The following is a 15,558-nucleotide window of genomic DNA, read 5'->3' on the forward strand; positions in this document are numbered from 1 at the left end:
GCGGCGTTTCCGTCGGTGCGGAGATTGCCGCCGAGGGTCAGGTTTCGCCGCGGGAACCCATTGTCCCGCCGAGCAGGGGCGCCATGGCGCGCCAGCGGGAGATTTCACAACCGTCAGTTCGCCGGAAAGTCACACTCACGGGACGGCCGTTGATGGAGCCGGTCACAACGGCCACCTGCGGCCCGCCGTATTGCTGTGTGCAGAGTTTCGGGGGGCCCGGTTTGGGGAAGAAGATGTCCTCGCCGAAGCGTTCCATGGCTGACAACGCTCCTGCCGGATCGGGCAACGTGCAACCGTCGGCGGGGCGGCCATCGTGGACTATCAGCCGGAATTCGTACTCGGGGGCGTCGGGGTCTTCCGTGACCTTGATGGTCAGCTCGAGGTCCTTCATACCGTCCCTGCCGTCCGAAGCGGTGCCAAGGCCTGCGCCAGGCGCGCGCGAAGCGCGGCAGCCTCGGCCGCGAAGGCCCGCTGATGCTCAACGTAGGCCGCTTTGCCTTCAGCTGTTTCGATCCGAACGGGCGGGTAACCCCACTCCGCGAGGTCGTAGGGGGAGGCCTGCATGTCCATGGCCCGGATCCGCCAGGACAGTTCGAAGCAATCCATAACCAGTTCGCCGGGAAGCGCAGGCAGCAATTTGTATGCCCACTTGTAGAGATCCATGTTGGCGTGCAGGCAGCCCGGCTGTTCCATGTGCCGCTGGTTTTCGCGGCTGGGCGTCAGTTCGTTCAGCGCAATGGCGTCGGGCGTGTAGAAGCGGAAGGCGTCAAAGTGTGAGCACCGGATCCGGTTGTCCTCCACCACTTTGTCCGTGCCGGTAGAACCCAGCCTCAGCTGCAGGTATTCGTGGCGCCGGTCGAACTTGTCCTGGCGGTAGACCATGGCCCATTCGTGCAGCCCGAAGCAGCCAAACTGCGCAGGGCGGGCCGCGGTGCCGCGGAGAATGATGTCCGCGAAGGCCACAGCCTCGTGCCGGTCGGCCAAGAATTTGTCGCGATCAAAAGTCACGGCAGGGGTTCCTGGCGGCAACCCCAGGGAGGCGAGTTCGCCGTCGTCGAGCGTCCTGTAGTGCTTCCAGCCCATCCGGGCAGACGCCGCTTCCCCGGTCAGTACGACGCCGGCTCCGGGGTGCCAGCGCAGCAGCTGGCCAGGCTTCTGCGTGTAGTAAGTGAAAAGAAAATCCTCCACCGGGTGCTTCCGGCCCGCCGAGCGGCGGGCAAGGTAGGGATCGGAATAACGGCGGACGCGTTGCTCGTACGCTTTTTCGCGGGCGCACCGGGCATCGGCCGTCAGCAGGCTAAGTTGCTCCACCGCTGGCACCCAGGATGTCCCGGGCTGCGGTCCAGGCACCGATTTCGCAGCCGTTGGTGCGCGCGAATGTGGCATCCACAGGAGTATTGTCCACAATCCCGGTGACTGTGGCGGTCTGCGGGCCGCCGTATTGTTCGGTGCAGGCCACGTCTTTGCTCCTGGGAGCAGGGCTGAGGAGCGCAGCGTTGTTCTTAAGGGCAGTGCACGCAGCCTCAGGCGTGGGGTGCTTGCTCTCGGCTGTGGGAAGGCCATCGCGGCAGACCAGTGTGTAGTTCACCGCCGGCTCAGCGGGAGAGGGCTTGACCATGATGGCAAGCTCGGCGTTTCCGGCGCCGGGGCCCGCTGTCGGGGCTGGGGGCGCGGAAGGGGACGGTGCCGGGACAGTGGTCTCGGTATCCGGAGCGGGGGCGGCGGAGGTGCCCTGGCTGGCGGAGGAGCTGGCTGAAGGGGTGGCGGACGAAGTCCCGGTCCCGTCAGGGGTGCCCGTACACGCGGCAAGCAAGGCAACGGCGAGGACCGCCAGCAATGGCCGTACTGATCTCAAACGCATGGACCCTCCTAGGTTGTTGCCATTTTACGCCTTGGCGGGTTTACTCCCCGACTGGTTGCCCGTCGGTTCCGGCGGTCGCGGCGATAAGCCCCATCATGGACTTGTGCAGCTCGCCCACCTGCTCCCGGGTCAGCCCCAGGCGTTCCATCATGGTGCCCGGGACGGCAATGGCCTGCTGACGCAGGGCGGCGCCGGCCGGCGACAGGCCCACGGCAAGGCTGCGTTCGTTTCCGTCCACCCGCTGGCGGGTGACAAAGCCGGCCTCCTCCAGCCGCCGAAGAAGCGGTGAGATCGTGGCCGGCGCCTGAACCAGGGCTTCACTGATGCTGCGCAGGGTGCGGGGTGCTGATTCCCAAAGGCACAGCATCACGAGATATTGCGGGTGTGTGAGGCCGAGCTTTTCGAGGACGGGCTTGTAGGCGCCCACTACGCTTCTGGATGCCACGGTAAGGGCAAAACAGAGCTGCTGTTCCAAGCGGAGGTCATCGTCCTGCTGCCGCGCAGCGCCGGCCCGTACCGTCATCACATTCCTCCAATAGTTAGTGCACTAATTGTTAGCGTACACTGGAGCGAGTAGATGGTTCTATAGAAGGGGTCACTTTCATGGGCACAGGCAAGTCAGCGGACAAGGGCAACGCATCCCAGCGGTTCATGCGGGCAACCGGGAAGCTCCGGGCAATTTTCGGCCCTGCCAACCGCAGTTCCCTGGTGCATGACATGACCGAAGAGAACCAGGCACTCTTGGCTCAGCGCGAGCGGGAGACCCAGCAATGGGAAACGCTCACCCGGCCGGACGGCAGCACCTATGTTGTGCCCAGGAACCCGGACGACCAGTCCCTCCGCTGAGCCTCTCCCGGCCGTTCCATCAGGCCGAACCTCACTGGGCTCTTTTTGCGGAAGCGGGCGTAAAATAAGGGCACTGACTCCAACAGGAGGTAGCGGCTCTTCACCCGCAACGCGGGAAGGGGGTGGAAACAATGGGACATGCGCTCACCGGTTTTATGCACGTGACTGACAGGCTCCGTTTTGTCTTCGGGCCGGCAACGCGTCTGGACACGGATTTGCCCGTGGTCCACAAGCATGATGAGTATGAGCAGGCCTCTGACGAGGACCTTTCCCACTTCGCAGTGGAAACCGATTCCGAAGGTCATCACTACGCCGTGCGTCGCGAAGTACTGGACAAACAAGCCTGAAACAAGGGCAACACGGGGTCACTCCCGGCCAGATAAACGAAGGTTATCGGGCCGGAAGTGACCCCGCGTTGCATGTAGAGGGCGGACTTGGCCTAACGACCGGTGCCACCATAGACGGTTGCCTCGTCCTCGCTGTCCAGGTCGAAGGCCTTGTGGATGGCCCGGACGGCGTCGTCAAGGAGATCGGCGTGTGTCACCACGGAGATCCGGATTTCCGAGGTGGAGATCATGTTGATGTTGATCCCGGCGTCGGACAGGGCCTTGAAGAACGTCGCAGAGACGCCCGGGTGTGACCGCATGCCGGCCCCGATCAGGGACAGTTTGCCGATCTGTTCGTTGTATTCGATGTTCTCGAAGCCGATGTCCGGCTGCGCGGCCTTGAGTGCTGCCAGGGCCTCCGCACCTTCGACGATGGGAAGCGTGAAGGAAATGTCCGTCCGGCCCGTGCCGTGCGTGGAAACGTTCTGCACGATCATGTCGATGTTCGAGTGGGCGTCGGCAATGACCTGGAAGATCGCCGCGGCCTTGCCGGGGATATCCGGGACACCCACCACGGTGACCTTGGCTTCGGAACGGTCGTGTGCAACGCCGGAGATGATTGGCTGCTCCAAGGCAACTCCCTCTTGAGTGGTGATCTTGTCTTCGGCGCTGGGGATGACCCAGGTGCCTTCGTTCTGGCTGAATGAGGACCGGACATGCAACGGCACGCCGAACCGGCGTGCGTATTCAACGCAGCGCAGGTGCAGGATCTTTGCGCCGGACGCCGCGAGTTCCAGCATTTCTTCGCTGGAGATGGTGTCGATTTTCTGGGCGGACGGCACCACCCGGGGGTCTGCGGTGTAGATGCCGTCAACGTCTGTGTAGATCTCGCAGACATCGGCATCGAGTGCGGCAGCCAGGGCGACGGCGGTGGTGTCCGAACCGCCGCGGCCCAGGGTGGTGATCTCGTTGGTGCTGCGGCTCATGCCCTGGAAGCCGGCCACGATCGCGATGTGCCCCTTGTCCAGGGCGGTGCGGATGCGGTGCGGATCGACGTCGATGATTCGCGCCTTGCCGTGGATGCCGTCGGTGATCATGCCCGCCTGGGAGCCGGTGAAGGACTGCGCTGAGGCGCCGAACTTGTTGATGGCCATGGCCAGCAGGGCCATGGAGATGCGCTCACCGGCGGAGAGGAGCATATCCATCTCGCGGGCAGGGGCGGAATCAGTCACCTGGGCGGCAAGGTCCAGCAGTTCGTCGGTCGTGTCGCCCATGGCCGAAACGACCACCACCACTTCGTTGCCGGCGCGCTGGGCGTCGACCACGCGCTTGGCGACGCGCTTGACTCCCTCGGCATCCGACACCGAGGAGCCGCCGAACTTCTGCACGATCAGCTGTTTGGTCACGGCAGGGTCTTCGGGCAGCTCCTGTGGCTGCGTTGCTGCGTGCACTTCGGAAGTGGGCGTACTCATGCGCGTACCTTCACTGGATCAATCGGAGTTCTGGAGGTCAGGCACGGCCTTGCGGCTGGACGGCGTGACGTGTCAGCCCAGTTTATCGCCGCCTGTGGCCGCACGCGGAATTGTGTCCAAATCTCAGCCTTCCGGCGGATACTGCGCCCGTCGGCTCGGGCGTAGGCTCAAATAGTCAGTATGTATGAACGGCTTGGGGGACAGGTGCTCGGAAAATGACAGAAAATTGGGACCAAATAGGCATTCCGGCCCAGCCGGAAAGCCCTCGCCAGGACGGCATCAGCGCCTCCGCGGTGAGCCGCCGCTTCGGGCAGGTGCACGCCGTCGAGCACATGGATTTCCATGCTCCGGCGGGTAAGGTCACCGCCCTGATCGGCCCTAACGGGGCCGGTAAGACCACCTTGTTGCTTATGCTGGCTTCGCTGTTGGCACCGGATTCCGGCACTATTACGGTGGATGGGCTCGATCCGCAGCACCACAGCGCGGAAGTGCGCAAAAGGATTGGCTGGATGCCGGACACCCTGGGGGTGTGGGAGTCCCTCACCGCCCGTGAAATTCTCACGCAGATAGCCCGTTTCTACCAGCTGCCCAAGGCCGGCATCCCGCAGCGCGTCACCGCCATGCTGGAACGTGTCCGCCTGAGCGATCTGGCGGACCAGCCGGCCCGCGTCCTGTCCCGGGGGCAGCAGCAGCGCCTCAGCCTGGCCCGGGCCCTGATCCACGATCCGTCCGTGTTGCTCCTCGATGAGCCGGCGTCCGGCCTGGACCCGGGATCGCGGGTGGAGCTGCGCGTGATGCTGCGGCAGCTCGCGGCGGAGGGCAAATCCATAGTTGTCTCCTCCCACGTACTCAGCGAGCTGGACGAGATTGCCGACGCCGCGGTGTTCGTCAACCAGGGGAAGACGGTCCGGCACCAGACCACGGATGGGGCTTCCGCCTCCGGCAGGCGCTACGCCATCTCGGCAACCGACGGTACCGCGCTCGCCGCCAAACTAACGGAGCTGGGCCTGGCGTTCCGGGTTGAGGACGGCCGGTGGCCGGCCGTCAGCCTGGTGTTGCTGAACGACGACGACGCCGCCCGCCTCCTGCGCGACCTGGTGCTCGCCGGCGTCGGGGTCAGCTCCTTTGCGCCCGCCTCGGGTGCCCTGGAAGAGACTTACATGAACCTTGAGGGGGAGCGGCGATGAGCGAGCTGACAGATATAACCCAGCGCCCGGCGGCCGCCGGTTTTGGTGCCGGCTATCTTACCGGTATCCGTGATGTGGTGGTCCTGGAACTCAAACAGCGGCTCCGGTCCCGCGGCTGGTACATCATGCTGGCCATCTGGTTCATCCTGACGGGCCTGGTGACCTGGCTGACGTGGGCCAGCTGGAATGCCCAGCGCGAAGCCCAGCGGGCCTACTCCAACTTCATGCCGCCCGACACCGGACCAGGGTCCATGATCTTCGAAGTGGTCCTGGCCTTTGTTCTCCTTTTCGCGTTGCTGGTGGCGCCCGCGCTCTCTGCCAATGCCGTCAACGGCGACCGCGCCGGCGGCACCCTGGCCATCCTTCAGGTGACCCTGCTGCGGCCCGGCCAGATCCTGTGGGGCAAGTTCTTCGCCGCGTGGACCGCCGCTCTGGCATTCCTGGTGGCCAGCACGCCGTTCCTGATCATCGGAGTCGCCCTCGGCGGCATGACGCCCGGCCATGTCCTCGTGGCCCTGCTGATGCTGGCCGTTGAAGTCGGCGTAGTGTGTGCCATCGGCGTCGGAATTTCCGCGCTGGCGGGGCGCCCGCTGTTCTCGATTGTGGTCACGTACCTTGCCGTGGCCGGGCTGGTTTTCGGTTCCCTGATTGCCTTTGGCCTGGGCACCGGGCTATCGCAGGGAACCATCATGGCCAACCAGGCGCAGTACCGCAACTACGAACAGTTGCGGCCGGTACCCGACGACACGGTGGCGGAGGAACCGGCGTACACCTGCTCCGGACCGCTGCGTGCCCAGCCGACCGTGCGCACAGAGAGGGTGGCATGGATGCTTGCCATGAACCCCTACGTGGTGGTGGCCGACGCCATCCCCTATACGGTCCGGGTTAACAGTGGCTTCGGCATGTCGTCACCAGTAGGGGCCATCGAATCCATCAGCCAGGGTGCGCGTTACGCCATGGCCGGTCCGGAGGGCACATACCCTTGCGCCAACGGCGAGGCCAAGCCTCAGTATCTGGCGCAGTCCACTCCGTTGTGGCCGCTGGGGCTTGGCCTGCAGCTGCTGCTTGCCGGGCTGCTGATGTGGCTGGGTTGGCGATCGCTGCGCACCCCGGCGCACAGGATGGCGAGCGGAACACGCATTGCCTAAAGCCGGCGTGCCCCTGCCGTGACAGTCCTTGCCTTGACGGCTAGGCCACTGGACTGCGGGGGTACTGGACAGGCCTGCTTCAGCGGATCACGATTGGAGTAGCTGGCCGACATGGCGGCTGGCTGTCGGGGCTGGTCCTGTCCATAGGGATGGAGGCGGCACGTGGCTGATAAGAACGTGGCGGATGAGGTCCGTGGCTGACGGGAAAGATCCGGCCGACGACGAACCTCTGTACGAACCCATTGGCGCCGGAAAATACCAGTACGACGACGAAGACGACGCCGGGGACAGCTCGTCCCCGGGCGGCGCCCAGGTTTGGTTGCTCGTCGGCAGTGCGTTGGCAACGGCGCTGCAGACTGTCCGCTCTGGCCGCTTCTGGTGGGAGAGCGCCGCCATTCTCGGTGCCTGCTGGGGCGCCGGTACGCTGTTGGTGATCGCCCTGGTCACCGGCGGTGACCTGCCGCCGGATTCCCATGCCTGGGTGTGCATGCTCACGGCCGCAATGCTGGTGCTGATGAGCTGCGTACTCGCTGTCCGGTGGGGGTACGTACGGCGCGGCGGTGGCCAGGATCCCGTCGAGGGTGCGGTGGACGGCCCGTTGCTGGACTGGGCGCGCTGCAGTGCCACAGGATTGGTCTTCGCCAGCGTGGCTTTCGTTTTCCTGCTGCTGCTCGCGTTCTGGTCTGAGTCCTCGCCCGCAATTGCCGGGGTGACCTATGTCCTGATGATGCTTGAAGTCTTGGTTTTTGGCGGCATTGGCGCGGGCGCTGCGCGGTGGTTTGAAGGTCAGCAGGGAAGGGTTCTGGCGTGGGGCGTCGCAGCGTTGCTTCTGGTTGGAAATGTGGTGGCGGTGATAGCGCTGCTGCCCAGCGTGAGGGCGTATGAGCCGGTGTTGGTGGCCATCAACATTCAGCGGGACGAGTTCGGCACGGTTGTCTCCTATGGGTGTTCGCCGGAGTTCCGTGGTATCTCCGAGGTCTACCACACCGAGCGGATCTTCTGGATGGCAACGAGCAACCCGATGGTGATCCTGGCGCTGATTGCCGGTGAAGCCGAGCCTAAGGAGAACGTCTTGGGTTGGCTCCCCGGGGAACTGCAAAACGCAGCGGAAGGAGCCCAGGTTCCTTGTGTGGAGGGGCAGGAACAGGAGAAGACAGGCGCCGAAATGCCACTGGCACTGATCGGCGTTGGCACGCAGTCCGGGGCCGCGGGCATTCTGTTGGCAGGTGGCTACCGGGCTGCCCGACGACGGCTCAACCCTGCCGCCTGAACGCGTCCTGCCAGATAACGCCAGGCCAGATCAGGTCAGATCAGGTCAGGGCGTTGCGGCGGCCTTCGAATGCGCGGCCGAGCGTGACCTCGTCGGCGTACTCAAGATCGCCGCCCACGGGCAGGCCGGAGGCCAGCCTGGTTACCACGATGCCGATGGTCTTCAGCATCCGGGCCAGGTAGGTGGCCGTTGCTTCGCCTTCGAGGTTGGGGTCGGTGGCAATGATGACTTCCTGGATGGCGCCGTCGTTCAGCCGGGTCAGGAGTTCCCGGATCCGCAGTTGCTCGGGCCCCACGCCGGCAATGGGGTTGATGGCCCCGCCCAGCACGTGGTAGCGGCCGCGGAAGGATCGTGTGCGCTCCACGGCGAGGACATCCTTGGACTCCTCCACCACACAAATGACTGACGGGTCCCGCCGGGGATCGCGGCAGATGTTGCACAGTTCCTGCTCGGTGACGTTGCCGCATACCGTGCAGAACTTCACGCGTTCCTTCACCATGGTGATGGCTTCCACGAGTCGCTTCATGTCCTGGGGGTCCGCTTCGAGGATGTGGAAGGCAAGCCGCTGGGCGGACTTGGGACCGACACCGGGAAGCCGTCCGAGCTCGTCAATCAGCTCCTGGACTGCGCCTTCGTACACGTTTTCCTCTTTTGGTTTGGCTTGAATGGTGATTGGAGTTGCGGGAGCACGTGTTGCAGGTGCCTAGAACCTCGAAACGATGGGGCTTCCGTCCGGAGACCGCTCTTCGATGAGCTTTCCGCCCAGAATACGCTCCACGGCGGCGCGTCCGAAGACGCCGGATTCCTCGATGGTTTCATCGTCCGCGCTCGGAATGTCCTGGACGTAGGTGGCGGCGGCAGCCTTGGCTGGAGCCTTGGCGCGCCCGGCTTCGGCTTCGGGGCTGTTGGACAGGCGCTGGTAAAGACTCTGCCGGGCGGCAGCAGCGGACTCGGAGGTTGCCGGTGCCGGTTGCAGGGGCGCGGCTGCCGGAGTAGTCGATGCCATGGCGTACTCGCGGACATCGGCAGGTTCTGGAACCACCGCTTTCTCCGTGTGGACTGCCGGAGCCGCTGGGACTTGGCCGGTCGGCGCCGGGCTAGGAAACGCCGCGGTTTCCGGTGCAGGGCTTTGTGGTGCGGGTCTTTGTGGTGCGGCTGGTTGCTGCGCAGCTACGCCGGACGTTGCGGCGACAGCCACGGCCGGCAAGCCCCAACTGGCGTCGGCCTCGGACTGGCTAACGACAGGTGACTTCTGAGGCATCTGAGCGGTGGCCGGCTCGTAGCTGGGGGCGGGAGCGGCGCTAGCGGCCTCTTCAGGGACGGGCGTGTTCAGGCTTTTGCCAACATTGGGTTCGGTACCAACAACCCATACGCCCGGAGCCTGCTCGACGGCGCGGCCCCACGGATCCAGTGCCGCGTCGGGCTGCGACGGAGCGGCAGAGGTCCTGGCCGTTGGGGAAGTTATTGATGCTGCAGCCTTTGAGGTACCTCGAGCAGGCCGCTTGGCGGGTGCGGCTGCCGAAGAGCCAGGCTGTGCAGGCGACAGCCGTGGCGCAGCAGGAGCCGATGGATCCCAGTCCATGGGGGGTTCCTCGTCCAGGGGCGGAGCATCTTCGTCGCGCGGCGGGCCCCAGTCGTCATCGGAGTAGGCGTACGGGCCGGCAGTGACATCAGACTCAGCCGGCTCGGACTGACCCTGGGCGGCTGGTACCTGGGCAGACTCGGTGGCTGCCGGGGCGCTGACGGCGCCGGTGTGCCGGACAGGAGCCGCCGGAGCCGCTGGGACTGTGGAAGGTGCATAAGCGGCAGGGGGCGCAGCAGTGGCAGGAAGTACGGCCGGTTCAGGAGCACGCGTCGCGGGGGAGGGGGCAAGAGAAGGTGCGGGCGCGGTGGCAGGGGCGGCAGGGGTGGAAACAGCGGTGGCAGGGGCCAGGCCCCACGCGACATCGGCTGAACTGGCCGGAGCTTCCGGGCTAGCGGGTGCTTTTGGGTTTGGCTCAGCGCTCGCTGAACTGTTGGCGGCGCCACCGGCGACTGCGGTGATCTGGCAGTCGATGCCTACCGTCTTGTGGATCGCCTGCCGCAGGTTCTCAGCGTGGTCAGCCCGGCCAAAGGCGCTGGCCAACCCCGTGGTGCTGAAGGAAAGCGTCAGGACCTGGCCGTCGAAGGCACCTACCTGGGAGTTAGGCTCAACCAGGGCCCACGTGCTGCGTTTGATCTTGGAGAGCGTCTGCAGAACTTCCGGCCAGGCACGGCGCAGGACTTCAACATCCCCGGTCACTGCCGCAACGGCGGCAGCGGCAGGGGCAGGCGCAGCCGGGGCAGGAACCGCGACGTCGTCTGTGTTTGCCGGCGGGGTGGCTGGCGGAACTTCGCGGGTGGCGTGTTGCCTGGTCTCCCGGTTGGGCTGACCGGTTGCCTGCGGCGTGGAAGCGGGCCGCCGGCCTGTGGACTCGTCAACCGGCCAGTCGTTGGTGCTGACCCTGGGCGGCGTCAGCGTCGGCCTGGCCTCTTCGGCTCCGACGGCCTGTGGCCGGGCAGACCGGGGACCGGCAGCGGCGGGCGCCGAAGGCTGCTGCCCGGCAACCGGCGCCGCCGCAGGTTCCGGCGTCGCGGCCGGAACCGAAGCAACCGGAAGCGCCGCAGCTGGAGCCTCGGAAACGGGTGGGGCAGAAACAGGTGGTGTTGCAGCTGGTGCCGCAGCAGGTGCTGCCGCGGCTGGCACTGGAGCAACCGCGGCCGCCGGAGCGGGAGCACCGACGTCGTTCCCTGCGTAGTTCAGGCGCCGCTCCACGCGGTCGATCCGGGCAGCGATGCCGCGTTCGGTCTGTTCCGAACTGGGGAGCAGGATGCGGGCGCAAAGCAGCTCGAGGTGCAGCCGGGGGGACGTGGCGCCGGTCATCTCGGTCAGCGCCGTGTTGGTGACATCGGCTGCGCGGGAGAGTTCGGAGGCCCCGAGGTTGTGCGCCTGGTTCTGGAGCCGGGCGATCTGGTCCGCCGGCATGCCGCGGAGGATAACCTGGGCGCTTTCGGGCATGGCCTGGACAATGATGAGATCGCGGAAGCGTTCCAGCAGGTCCTCGACGAAGCGGCGGGGATCGTGGCCGGTCTGCACCACGCGGTCCACAGCCCGGAAAACGGTGGCGGCATCTGAGGCGGCCACAGCTTCCACCACGTCATCCAGCAGCGATGCGTGCGTGTAGCCGAGCAGGGCAACGGCCAGCTCGTAATTGAGGCCGGTGGGTCCGGCGCCGGCCATCAGCTGGTCCAGCACAGACAGGGAATCTCGGACTGAGCCGCCGCCGGCCCGGACCACCAGGGACAAAACGCCGGGTGCCACGGGAACGTTTTCCTGGTTGCAGAGCAGTTCCAGGTACGCCATCAGCGGCTCCGGCGGGACAAGCCGGAAAGGGTAGTGGTGCGTGCGGGAGCGGATGGTGCCGATGACCTTGTCCGGCTCCGTCGTGGCGAAGATGAACTTGATGTGCTCCGGCGGCTCTTCAACGATTTTCAGCAGGGCGTTGAAGCCGGCGGAGGTGACCATGTGGGCCTCATCGATGATGAAAATCTTGTAACGGTCGCGGACCGGAGCGTACGTTGCGCGTTCGCGGAGGTCGCGGGCGTCGTCCACGCCACCGTGGCTGGCTGCGTCGATCTCGATGACGTCCAGGGAGCCTGAGCCGCCGCGTGCCAGTTCAATGCAGCTGGGGCACGTACCGCAGGGAGTATCCGTAGGGCCTTGGGCGCAGTTGAGGCAGCGGGCCAGGATGCGGGCGGAGGTGGTCTTTCCGCAACCGCGGGGGCCGGAGAAGAGATAGGCGTGATTAACGCGGTTTTTCCGCAGTGCCGTCATCAGCGGCTCCGTGACGTGTTCCTGCCCGATAACGTCAGCGAAGGAGTCCGGGCGGTACCTGCGGTAAAGGGCGGTGGTAGTAACAGTCACGAGAAGACCCTACCAATCCGGGCTGACATTCTGCCGCCCTGTGGGGGAATAGTAAAGACCCCCCATGCACCCGCCAGAGCCCGCTTACCCTTGCTACCTTCCGGTCCTGGGGGAGTTCAACAGGATGACGCCACATGAGGGGCCGCAGACAAGTTTACCCGAAGATTCGGGAAGGTCTGGACGGCCCGGGCAGCGGCCGGCCGTAGCCCCTTTGGGGTGCCACCTCGCGGCGCGCATCTCTCGATGAGCTTCCCAGGCCCGCTCAAGCGTTGCGGGCCCGCCCCGCTCAAGCGGGCGAGGACCGCGAAAGCGGTGCAACGCCTGCAGGCAATCCAGCTAGCGTCGCCAGCCGTCAACTGGCCAGGTCATAAATGCCGGCTCCTCGTACGGGTGCGCCGCGCGGAGGGCCGGCACAACGGCGTCGAGCATCTCTTCTTCCACAACGCACTCCACACGGGTTTCCGGCACGCGCTCGCCCGCACCCACGGCACGCGCTCGCCCGCACCCACGGCTCCGATGAACGGCTCGGCGCCAGGCAACGGAGTGAAGCGCCCGGTACCGGAGGACGTGAAGGCGCAGTGGGAATAGTTCCCGATCTTGCCCGCGCCGGCGCCGCCGATTGCCGCGAGCAGCGTCTCCGTGTGGGTATCCGGAACGTAAACCACCAGGGCGTGCAGCTGTGTCATGGCCTCATCCTGCCAAGAAGGCAGGCTTGCCGGCAGCAATTCCATTGCTTATCCGGCGGATAGGGCCGATCATGGATATGTACACCGATTGGGGCAATCTCAAGGTTGTGAGCTGCGGGGCCTGGCTGGAGGGCCGGACCCGGCAGCTCAACGGCGTATCGGAGGAATGGGCGCATTGGGGGTGTCCATTTTTACGTTAAGCAGCCAGATGGGGTCCGGGTTGCGCGCCCGCGGTAATAGCCCGAAGGGCCAATTGGGCGATGCCGGAAAGTTCAGGTATTCTAGTATCTGCTTTTGATTCGAAAGCAGCTGGAGAATTCGCCTAGCGGCCTATGGCGCACGCCTGGAACGCGTGTTGGGTTAACGCCCTCGGGGGTTCAAATCCCCCATTCTCCGCCAGCAAAAACCCGGTTCTGACCTCGTCAGGGCCGGGTTTTTTTGCTTTGCTCCAGCCAGGCGCTGACCGGCGACTGGAGCTCAGCTGCCCAGCCCAGCTGCCCGGCTCAGCTTCTCCGGTCAGCTGTCCGGGTCAGCGGCCCGCATAGCCGAGGCGGCGGAGGCGTTTCCGGGCCGCCTGCTCGCTGGGTCCAGGCCCGCGTCCAAGGGCAAGATGTACGACACCGAGAGTCGCCTTCGTCGCCAGCCTGACGGGGAGCGGGAACGGCCCCAGCCGGGGGACCTGGAGCCCCAGCATCAGGCGGTACTTCGGTTCCAGGCTGTAGACGGCGCCGGCGAAGATGATCCGGTAGCCAGGACGCAGCAACGGGTGCAGCGGCGGGTTGCGGATGAACTCGACGGTCTCGGCAACCCTGCTGTCCGCGACCAGCTCACCGTTGTCATACCAGCGGTCCAGTTGCTCCCGCATTTCGGCCTCGCTGAGGGGTGGATCCCCTATGCCCATCAGCCGCCCGGCCTGGGCCCACTCACGGACATAGGCGTCTGGTCCGCCGGGGATCGCGGCACCCCAGATTTTGTGGGCTGCGAGGAAGGCGTCCACGAACGCGATGTGGACCCAGCGGGCGAGTTCCGGATCATTGGCCGAGTAGCTCCGCGCGCCGCCGTGCCCGTCACCGTAATTCCCCTGAACAGGTTCGTGCAGGCGACGTACCCTGGCGGAAGCCTCGTCTGCGGCGGCCTGCGGGCCATAGGTGACAGTGAAGATCCAGCGGATGGTCCGCGCCAGCCGGCTCAGCGGATCTGCGCGGAAGTCGGAGTGCTCGTGGATTCCCGCCAGCGCTCCCGGATGCAAGGCCTGCATCAGGAGCGCGCGGACTCCGGCCACAATGGTGGTCATGGAGCCGTGCACCGCCCAGACGGCCGAGCCGGGCAGGTGATAGCCGGCGTCGTCCCCCTCGGCCAGCCGCGGAACCCACGCGGGCGGGCCGTCCGTGCTGCCGGTGAATACCCGTTTGATTTCGCCCTGCCATTCCCTGAGGAAATTTCGCATGCCACCATTCTCTCCCAGAGCCCGGCGGCCATGTTTCGATGTGGATCCACATAATATCCGCAGCCGTACCGGCGCGGGGGTTCACATGCACGGGGCTTTGTGGTCCCATGAAGTGGTACTGTCCGTCTGGATCCGGGGTCTGGCGGGCCAACCCGGGAGCAGCGAGTGGGCAATCATTGGGGATCCGGCCGGGCGAAGGAGCCTGCGGGCGGCTGCGTCATGGCTGTGCGCGTCCTGGCCGCCAGTGCCGTTGTTGCCGCGGCCCTCTTCACCGTCGGATTCCCTGGAACGCCCCCCATTGAACACCGCCCGGCTGCGCCGGTCGGTGCCGGGCACGTTGGCCTGCCTGGGCTGGCCGGTGCGTTCCTGACGGACAGCCGGGCCTTGGTTCCGTTCAACCGCACACTGGTCAGGACCATCGCCAAGGGCAGGAGCGCTCCGCTCAATGTGGCCTCGGCCGGGCTCACGCGCCCGCCGGACGGGTCCCTCATGGCGCCCCTTGAACTCCTCATCTCAAGCTCTCCTTTCGGGTTTCGGGTCAGCCCGATCAACGGTGCGGGCGGCGACTTCCACCTGGGCCAGGACTTCGCTGCAGGCTGCGGCACCAGGGTTTATTCGGCCGACGCCGGCGTGGTCAGGGCCGCCGGCTGGCACCCCTGGGGCGGCGGGAACCGCGTGGAGATAGACCACGGCAACGGACTGATCACCACGTACAACCACCTGGAGGCTGTCGCCGTCCGGACGGGGGATTCCGTGCAGGTGGGGCAGGTTATGGCCCGGGTTGGCACCACGGGATGGTCCACGGGCTGCCATCTGCATTTCGAAACCATCCTCCACGGCAAGCACACCAGCCCGCTGAACTGGACACTCCTCCCTATTCGTCAGGTGGACGAGCTCGCGGACATAGCCATGGTCAGCTATGACGCCAAGCCCGCAGCTGACGGCGCGCAACGCTGGGCCATCCCGGTTGCCGAGGACAACAGCCACACCGTCCTTGGCGGCGAAGAGGAGCTGTCCGAGGCGCCGCCAGTGGAACCACCGGCGACCACGCCGGAACCGCATGACGCGGCACTGACGGAAGGCCCGTCGTCGGAAGCTACGTCGTCTAAAGCCGCGTCGCCGGACCCCACGGCGTCGGAAACTGCAACAGCAACAGCAACAGCAACAGCAACCGAAACGGCGACGGAAACAGCCAGTACGTCGGCGTCAGCCTCCACGACGTCTTCCTCGCCCGGGACGACGCCATCGCCGACGGGAACCTCAAGCGCTACGCCGACGACGACGTCCCCCACCCCCACGGGCACGTCGCCTGCTCCGACGACGAGCGAATCCCCGTCTCCAACGACCACTGTCTCCAGGTAGCGGCCGTTCA

The 15,558-nt window shown here is 65.8% G+C and carries 14 protein-coding genes, 1 tRNA gene, 1 other RNA gene and 1 pseudogene; 7 read left to right on the top strand and 10 right to left on the bottom strand.

The genetic code is table 11. From position 1 onward, the window contains the following. Positions 1 to 37 precede the first annotated feature (37 nt). From FYJ92_RS02435 to FYJ92_RS02450, 4 genes are read right to left on the bottom strand one after another with little or no spacing between them, the layout of a single operon-like run. Complete coding sequence (locus tag FYJ92_RS02435) at positions 38 to 391, bottom strand: serine protease inhibitor (RefSeq protein ID WP_185262452.1); 354 nt, start codon at positions 389 to 391, stop codon at positions 38 to 40. Further along, positions 388 to 1,320: a 3-methyladenine DNA glycosylase gene (locus FYJ92_RS02440; RefSeq protein WP_185262453.1), complete on the bottom strand. Its 933-nt coding sequence runs from the start codon at positions 1,318 to 1,320 to the stop codon at positions 388 to 390. The genes FYJ92_RS02435 and FYJ92_RS02440 overlap by 4 nt, the downstream gene beginning before the upstream one ends. Then, entirely contained in the window at positions 1,298 to 1,861 is a 564-nt protein-coding gene (locus tag FYJ92_RS02445) for an SSI family serine proteinase inhibitor (RefSeq protein WP_185262454.1), read from the bottom strand. The genes FYJ92_RS02440 and FYJ92_RS02445 overlap by 23 nt, the downstream gene beginning before the upstream one ends. A 40-nt stretch (positions 1,862 to 1,901) precedes the next feature. After that, entirely contained in the window at positions 1,902 to 2,384 is a 483-nt protein-coding gene (locus FYJ92_RS02450) for a MarR family winged helix-turn-helix transcriptional regulator (protein ID WP_185262455.1), read from the bottom strand. 80 nt (positions 2,385 to 2,464) lie between these two features. Between FYJ92_RS02450 and FYJ92_RS02455 the strand changes: the two genes are divergently transcribed. Both FYJ92_RS02455 and FYJ92_RS02460 read left to right on the top strand, forming a co-directional pair. Beyond that, positions 2,465 to 2,707 (top strand): hypothetical protein, encoded by a 243-nt coding sequence (locus FYJ92_RS02455; RefSeq protein WP_185262456.1) that lies wholly within the window; start codon positions 2,465 to 2,467, stop codon positions 2,705 to 2,707. A 131-nt stretch (positions 2,708 to 2,838) separates the two neighbouring features. Further along, a complete protein-coding gene (locus FYJ92_RS02460) occupies positions 2,839 to 3,054 on the top strand; it encodes a hypothetical protein (RefSeq protein ID WP_185263633.1) in 216 nt (71 codons plus the stop codon). A 92-nt stretch (positions 3,055 to 3,146) separates the two neighbouring features. Here FYJ92_RS02460 and FYJ92_RS02465 read toward each other — a convergent pair whose 3' ends face one another. Further along, positions 3,147 to 4,505, bottom strand: coding sequence for an aspartate kinase (locus tag FYJ92_RS02465; protein ID WP_185262457.1), 1,359 nt, complete (start codon positions 4,503 to 4,505; stop codon positions 3,147 to 3,149). 215 nt (positions 4,506 to 4,720) lie between these two features. Between FYJ92_RS02465 and FYJ92_RS02470 the strand changes: the two genes are divergently transcribed. The 3 genes from FYJ92_RS02470 to FYJ92_RS02480 all read left to right on the top strand — a co-directional run bounded on the left by FYJ92_RS02470 (position 4,721) and on the right by FYJ92_RS02480 (position 8,110). Next, the gene (locus FYJ92_RS02470; RefSeq protein WP_185262458.1) at positions 4,721 to 5,692 is read left to right on the top strand and encodes an ABC transporter ATP-binding protein; all 972 of its coding nucleotides are present in this window, start codon (positions 4,721 to 4,723) and stop codon (positions 5,690 to 5,692) included. After that, complete coding sequence (locus FYJ92_RS02475) at positions 5,689 to 6,840, top strand: ABC transporter permease (protein ID WP_185262459.1); 1,152 nt, start codon at positions 5,689 to 5,691, stop codon at positions 6,838 to 6,840. The genes FYJ92_RS02470 and FYJ92_RS02475 overlap by 4 nt, the downstream gene beginning before the upstream one ends. A 193-nt stretch (positions 6,841 to 7,033) precedes the next feature. Continuing rightward, positions 7,034 to 8,110, top strand: a complete 1,077-nt coding sequence (locus tag FYJ92_RS02480; RefSeq protein ID WP_185262460.1) for a hypothetical protein — start codon at positions 7,034 to 7,036, stop codon at positions 8,108 to 8,110. 40 nt (positions 8,111 to 8,150) lie between these two features. Here the strand turns inward: FYJ92_RS02480 and recR are convergent, their stop codons facing one another. The 4 genes and pseudogenes from recR to FYJ92_RS02500 all read right to left on the bottom strand — a co-directional run bounded on the left by recR (position 8,151) and on the right by FYJ92_RS02500 (position 12,739). Beyond that, positions 8,151 to 8,750: a recombination mediator RecR gene (gene recR, locus FYJ92_RS02485; RefSeq protein WP_056348564.1), complete on the bottom strand. Its 600-nt coding sequence runs from the start codon at positions 8,748 to 8,750 to the stop codon at positions 8,151 to 8,153. Between the two features lie 63 nt (positions 8,751 to 8,813). Next, complete coding sequence (locus tag FYJ92_RS02490; RefSeq protein ID WP_185262461.1) at positions 8,814 to 12,053, bottom strand: DNA polymerase III subunit gamma and tau; 3,240 nt, start codon at positions 12,051 to 12,053, stop codon at positions 8,814 to 8,816. Positions 12,054 to 12,103: 50 nt separating this feature from the next. Further along, an RNA gene (gene ffs, locus FYJ92_RS02495) (signal recognition particle sRNA small type) lies at positions 12,104 to 12,200 on the bottom strand. A gap of 189 nt (positions 12,201 to 12,389) precedes the next feature. After that, positions 12,390 to 12,739 (bottom strand): annotated as a pseudogene (locus tag FYJ92_RS02500) (hypothetical protein). Positions 12,740 to 13,050: 311 nt separating this feature from the next. Here FYJ92_RS02500 and FYJ92_RS02505 point away from each other — a divergent pair. Beyond that, positions 13,051 to 13,138 (top strand) — tRNA-Ser (locus tag FYJ92_RS02505). Positions 13,139 to 13,268: 130 nt separating this feature from the next. On the opposite strand, the gene FYJ92_RS02510 is transcribed toward FYJ92_RS02505, so the two are convergent. Then, the gene (locus FYJ92_RS02510) at positions 13,269 to 14,186 is read right to left on the bottom strand and encodes an oxygenase MpaB family protein (protein ID WP_185262462.1); all 918 of its coding nucleotides are present in this window, start codon (positions 14,184 to 14,186) and stop codon (positions 13,269 to 13,271) included. Between the two features lie 165 nt (positions 14,187 to 14,351). On the opposite strand from FYJ92_RS02510, the gene FYJ92_RS02515 reads away from it, so the two are divergent. After that, positions 14,352 to 15,548: a M23 family metallopeptidase gene (locus tag FYJ92_RS02515; RefSeq protein ID WP_255482265.1), complete on the top strand. Its 1,197-nt coding sequence runs from the start codon at positions 14,352 to 14,354 to the stop codon at positions 15,546 to 15,548. Positions 15,549 to 15,558: the final 10 nt, after the last annotated feature.

The organism is Pseudarthrobacter sp. NBSH8 (assembly GCF_014217545.1).
Taxonomy (GTDB): Bacteria; Actinomycetota; Actinomycetes; order Actinomycetales; family Micrococcaceae; genus Arthrobacter.

Bases quoted from the DNA above. Each gene is read 5' to 3' on its own strand.
- FYJ92_RS02435 (WP_185262452.1), bottom strand. From the start codon at position 391: ATGAAGGACCTCGAGCTGACCATCAAGGTCACGGAAGACCCCGACGCC.
- FYJ92_RS02445 (WP_185262454.1), bottom strand. From the start codon at position 1,861: ATGCGTTTGAGATCAGTACGGCCATTGCTGGCGGTCCTCGCCGTTGCC.
- FYJ92_RS02450 (WP_185262455.1), bottom strand. From the start codon at position 2,384: ATGACGGTACGGGCCGGCGCTGCGCGGCAGCAGGACGATGACCTCCGC.
- FYJ92_RS02455 (WP_185262456.1), top strand. From the start codon at position 2,465: ATGGGCACAGGCAAGTCAGCGGACAAGGGCAACGCATCCCAGCGGTTC.
- FYJ92_RS02460 (WP_185263633.1), top strand. From the start codon at position 2,839: ATGGGACATGCGCTCACCGGTTTTATGCACGTGACTGACAGGCTCCGT.
- FYJ92_RS02465 (WP_185262457.1), bottom strand. From the start codon at position 4,505: ATGAGTACGCCCACTTCCGAAGTGCACGCAGCAACGCAGCCACAGGAG.
- FYJ92_RS02470 (WP_185262458.1), top strand. From the start codon at position 4,721: ATGACAGAAAATTGGGACCAAATAGGCATTCCGGCCCAGCCGGAAAGC.
- FYJ92_RS02475 (WP_185262459.1), top strand. From the start codon at position 5,689: ATGAGCGAGCTGACAGATATAACCCAGCGCCCGGCGGCCGCCGGTTTT.
- FYJ92_RS02510 (WP_185262462.1), bottom strand. From the start codon at position 14,186: ATGCGAAATTTCCTCAGGGAATGGCAGGGCGAAATCAAACGGGTATTC.